Origin of the sequence: Streptomyces sp. UW30, from assembly GCF_008042075.1 — a bacterium.
Classification (GTDB): domain Bacteria; phylum Actinomycetota; class Actinomycetes; order Streptomycetales; family Streptomycetaceae; genus Streptomyces.
The window spans coordinates 1-4,964 of the sequence record NZ_RDBN01000012.1; the positions used below are offsets into that span (position 1 = coordinate 1).

At 72.8% G+C, this 4,964-nt stretch carries 2 protein-coding genes; one reads left to right on the forward strand and one right to left on the reverse strand.

The features are described 5' to 3' along the window. A partial coding sequence (locus tag EAO75_RS08850; RefSeq protein WP_261989207.1) for an NPCBM/NEW2 domain-containing protein occupies positions 1 to 576 on the forward strand: 576 nt, incomplete at its 5' end. Between the two features lie 22 nt (positions 577 to 598). Here the strand turns inward: EAO75_RS08850 and EAO75_RS08855 are convergent. Beyond that, the gene (locus tag EAO75_RS08855; protein ID WP_410092219.1) at positions 599 to 3,820 is read right to left on the reverse strand and encodes an ATP-binding protein; all 3,222 of its coding nucleotides are present in this window, start codon (positions 3,818 to 3,820) and stop codon (positions 599 to 601) included. Positions 3,821 to 4,964: the final 1,144 nt, after the last annotated feature.

The window sequence follows — 4,964 nt, forward strand, 5'->3', positions numbered from 1 at the left end:
GGACTGGTCTGGCCGTTGACGCACTTCGTCCTGCACGACGTGGCCGACACAGGGCCGGTCATGGACGCCGCGCTGGCCAACTGCCGTGCGCACGGGGGCGACTGGGAGATCGGCTGCATCCTGATGTTCCGCACACACATGATCGCCGACTACCAGTGGAGCGAGCTGTCGTACGACCTCACCGGCGACGGCACCGAGCCCGAGATGCGGCTGGGCGAGAGCAGCTGGGTGTGGCAGCGCTACGGCGTGCCGATCGGGGGCCAGCGTTACGCGCACGGCGTCACCGTGCACGGCCGGTCCTCCGTCATCATCGACCTCAACCGGGAGTGCTCCGCCTACGAGGCGCTGGTCGGCGTCGACGACTCGACTCTGGGGCTCGGCAGGTTCACCTTCTCGGTCTACGCCGACGGCGTCCGGCTGTGGCGGTCGGCGGTTGTCAAGGGCGGGGACGCGGCCGTGCCCGTCCATGTGAACCTCAGCGGGCGCAAGACCGTCCGGCTGGTGGTCGAGCCGCGCGGCACGCTCGACAACCTGATGCCGGCGGACTGGGCCGAGTCGAAGTTCCGCTGCCGGTAGGGCCGTTCGGCCGGCTTCGCGCTTACGGCGTCCGCTCGGCTGCCGAGTGCGGGAGGCCGCGCACGGCTTCGGCGAGGTCGTGCAGCACGTCGTCGTGGGTGAGGGCGGCGCCCCGGGTGTACTCGGCCGTGAACCGCTCGGCGCCCAGGGCGATACGGGCGTCGGCCTCGGTCCGCTCGGCGTGGGCGCGCTCCGGCAGACGGCGCGGATGCCCTCGGCGCCAGTGCTCCGCAGCGCCAAGCAGCCGGACCGCACGCGCGGGGTCGCCGAGCCGGGACAGCAGATCCGCCGCCGCGTCCGTGAGGGTCGTCGTGATGACGTCGGCGGTCCGGTTCTCCACTGCCATGCGCAGGGCGTCGGTCAGGAGGGGAAGTCCGTGCTCCGGGCCCGACTCGGCCGTCACGATCAGGGCCTCGACGGTGTTCAGCATCACGATGAACTGCGGCGGCGGAGTAGCGCGCTCGGTCTCCACACGGGCCGCTTCACACAGCTCACGCGCGCGTGCGGTCTCCTTGTCGTCCAGCGCCAGCTGGGCCCGCATCAGCAGGACGAACGCCCGCGAGTCCGCCACGCCGTACCGGTCGGCCGCGGCGCCCGCCTCGTCCAGCGCGGCGAGGGCGCCTTCACGATCGCCCGAGCGGTAGGCGATCTCGGCGAGGCGGGCGATGAGGAAGGGCGTCTCGGTGTACGCGCCCACCTCGTGGGCGAGGTCCAGCGCCTCCTCGTACTCCCCCTTGGCCTCCTCGAAACGGCCGCGCGACATGGCCGTCTCACCGGCCGCGCTGCTCACCTGTGCCCGCATCCAGCGGTCGCCTGCCCGGCGGCTGAGGATCCGCAGCTCGGCGAGGTCGTCGTCGACGCTCGCCAGGGTGCCCGGGGAGTCGACGATCATGTGTGTGCGGAACATCAGGATGCAGCCGATCTCCCAGTCGCCCCCGTGCGCACGGCAGTTGGCCAGCGCGGCGTCCATGACCGGCCCTGTGTCGGCCACGTCGTGCAGGACGAAGTGCGTCAACGGCCAGACCAGTCCCGGGAGACGGGCCGCCTCGGGACCGCCGCGCGCGAAGTGGGCCCGCACCCGGTCGACGTACCGCCTCAGCCGCTCGTCCCGCCAGTGCTCCACCGTCTCGAACTCGATGGAGAGGAACAGATGCAGCAGGCGCAGGTTCATCCGGGCCGCGTGCCGTGGGTGGTGCGCCTGTCCGTCCGGGGCGGCGAGGAAGGCGTCCACCGGGTCGGCGGTGGGAGGGGTGCCGGGGGTTGCGGCGGCTGCGGCGGCTGCGCGTGGGTCCAGGGGGGTGGCAGGTATGTTCGGCGCGGCGCCGTGTGGGGTCAGGGCGGCGCCCCGGGTACCCAGGTCGGCGTCGCGTGTGTCCAGGTCGGCACCCCGGGTGCCTAGGCCGGCGTCACGTGTGTCCAGCGCTGTGCACAGGCGCAGGATTCGGTCGGTCCAAGCCGCGCCCTCGACGCGGTAGTTGCGCAGCCACCAGAACCAGCACATGGCCAGGGCGATGGCCGTGGCGTCCGCCTCGTCGCCCGCCGACAGGGCCCGGTCGAGGGCTGCGCGGATGTTGTCCAGCTCGGTCTCCAGGCGGGAGACCCAAGGGAGTTGACCGGCGGACCGCAGCAGCGGGTCGGCCTCCTCCACGAGTGCGCGCACCCACGCGCGGTGCCGGTGCTCGGCCGCGAGCCGTAGCTCGGGGACCTCGGCGGCGCGCTCCACTGCGTATTCGTGGATGGTCTCCAGCATGCGGTACCGCATGCCGTCGGAGCCGTCCCGCTCGCACGGGGTGGCCACGATCAGGGACTTGTCGACGAGGGCGCCGACGACGTCCGCGACCGGACCGGTGCACACGGCCTCCGCCGCCGTGAGGTCCCAGCCGCCCGCGAAGACGGACATCTCGCGCAGCGCCGTCCGCTCGCGCTCGTCCAGCAGGTCCCAGGACCAGTCGACGACCGCGCGCAGGGTCTGCTGGCGGGGCAGGACCGTACGACTCCCGGAGGTGAGGAGGCGGAAGCGGTCGTCGAGGCGGTCGGCGATCTGCCGTGGGGTGAGCAGCCGTAGCCGGGCCGCCGCCAGCTCGATGGCGAGCGGCAGTCCGTCGAGGCGGCGGCAGATCTCCGCGACGGCCTCCTCGTCCTGGCGGTCGCGGCCGTTGCCCAGTGCGGTGGCGGCGTCGGGGCGGACCGCTGCCGCGCGCTCCGCGAAGAGGCGGTGCGCCTGGTCGGGGAGCAGGGGCTCGACCGGGCGTACCAACTCTCCGGGGACGCTCAAGGGTTCACGGCTGGTGGCGAGGATCGTGAGCCCTGGGCAGCGGGTGAGGAGGGTCTCGGCGAGGGTGGCGGCCGCGCCGATGACATGTTCGCAGTTGTCAAGGATCAGGAGTTGGCTGCGCGGGGCGCAGTACTCGATCAGCAGGGCGAGCGGGTCGTCCTGCGGGGCCGCCAGCTCGTTGGTCATGAGCACGGTCTCGCGCAGACCGAGAGCGTTGACCACCGCGCCAGGCACCGCCTCCGGCCGGTCGAGCGGGGCGAGCTCGACGAGCCATGCCAGGGGGAGGCCGGCGGCGGCTTCCTCGGCGAGACGGGTCTTTCCAGAGCCGCCCGGTCCGGTGAGCGTGACCAGTCGGGCCCTGTGCAATTCGGAACGGATGGCGTCGAGTTCGAGTTCCCGGCCCACGAAAGAGGTAAGGCGCGGACGGAGGTTGCCGGTGCGGTCGGGGTGAGGTGAGGAGGCGGTTCTGGTGGGGGGCTTGGGCTGCTTGGCGGCCGTATTGGGGGGTGGCCCGCCCTGCGTCTCGGGCGGTGTCGGTGTCAGTAGTTCGGCGTGCAGGGCATGCAGTTGTGGGCCGGGGTCGGTGCCGAGACCTTCGGACAGGGCGCGGCGGGCTGTTTCGTATGCGGCCAGGGCGTCGGCGAGGCGGGTCGTGTCGCGCAGGGCGCGGATGAGGAGGGCGTGGAGTGGTTCGTCGTACGGGTGGGTCGACGTCAGTTCCCTGAGTTCGGGTACGGCCTTGTGGGCGTTGCCCAGTTGCAGGTCCGCCTCGATGCGGGCTCGGGTCGCCTCCAGGCGCAGGGCGTCCGGGCGGGTGGCGGCCGTGGTGCGGTCGGGGAGGTCGGCGAGGGCTGGGCCGTGCCACAGGGCCAGGGCGGTGGTGAGGGTGCGGGTGGCGGTGGACGGGTCGCCCTGGTCGAGGGCTGCGGTGCCCTCGTGGACCAGGCGTTCGAAGACGAAGAGGTCCACGTCGTCCGGTGTTGCGGTGAGGCGGTAGCCGCCGGGGGCGGAGGTGACGGTGTCCTTGCCGAGGGTGCGGCGTAGGCGGGCGATGGTTGACGGTGCGCGAGACCAAGCGCGCGCCCGTAGGCAGTGGTCCTGAGATGTCGCAGGTCACGGGGGGCGTCGCAGCGGTGCGGACCCGGGGCAGGGCGACCCGTCCACCGCCGGCGACCCGTCCACCGCCACCCGCACCCTCACCACCGCCCTGGCCCTGTGGCACGGCCCAGACCTCGTCGATCAGGGTGTCGGGGGTGGTGATGTGGCCGGGGTGTAGGGCCAGGGCCGTGAGTAGGGCGCGGAGGCGGGGGCCGCCGATGGGTACGGCGGTGCCGTCGTCGTCCTCTGCCTGGGTTACGCCCAGGATTCTGTACCGCACTGGGTCATTGTCGCGGGGGTGGGTGGTGGAGGCAGGGTTTTGTTGGCGTCGGGGGGCGGTGCCCCTTCGGGTGCGGGCCGGGAGTTTTTCGCCCCCGCCGCCCCTACCCGTCCCATCCCAGGGGCTTCGCCCCTTCGACCCCACCARGGGGCTCCGCCCCCTGGACCCCCACGGCCCTGAAMGGGCCTCGTCCTCAAWCGCCGGACGGGCTGAGATGTGCCGGCCGGCGCTGAGAGGTGCGGCCCGCGTGGGGAGGTAAAGCCCCTGCGCGTGGGTGCGGGTTGGGGACGTCGCGGTCTTGTCCTCCAACTCCCCCAAGCTCGTCGAGCTGGGGGGACCCCAGACGGGCTGAAGGATGCGGGCCGGCGCTGAGCTGAGAAGTGAAGCCCCTTGCCGGGTGGGGGGCTGGGGTCTTGTCCTTGAGCGCTGGACGGGCTGAAGGATGCGGGCCGGGGACTCAGCCCCACCCGCCCGCAGTCGCCCACGGCGCGAAGGGGCCGTGCCGGGGGGTGTCCGCCCGCAGCGGCCGGCGTCAAGAAACAGCACCCCTCTGAGGCACAGCAACCGCCGGACCGAGGACGGACACCCCCCGGCACGGCCCCTTCGCGCCGTGGGCGACTGCGGGCGGGTGGGGCTGAGTCCCCGGCCCGCATCCTTCAGCCCGTCCAGCGCTCAAGGACAAGACCCCAGCCCCCCACCCGGCAAGGGGCTTCACTTCTCAGCTCAGCGCCGGCC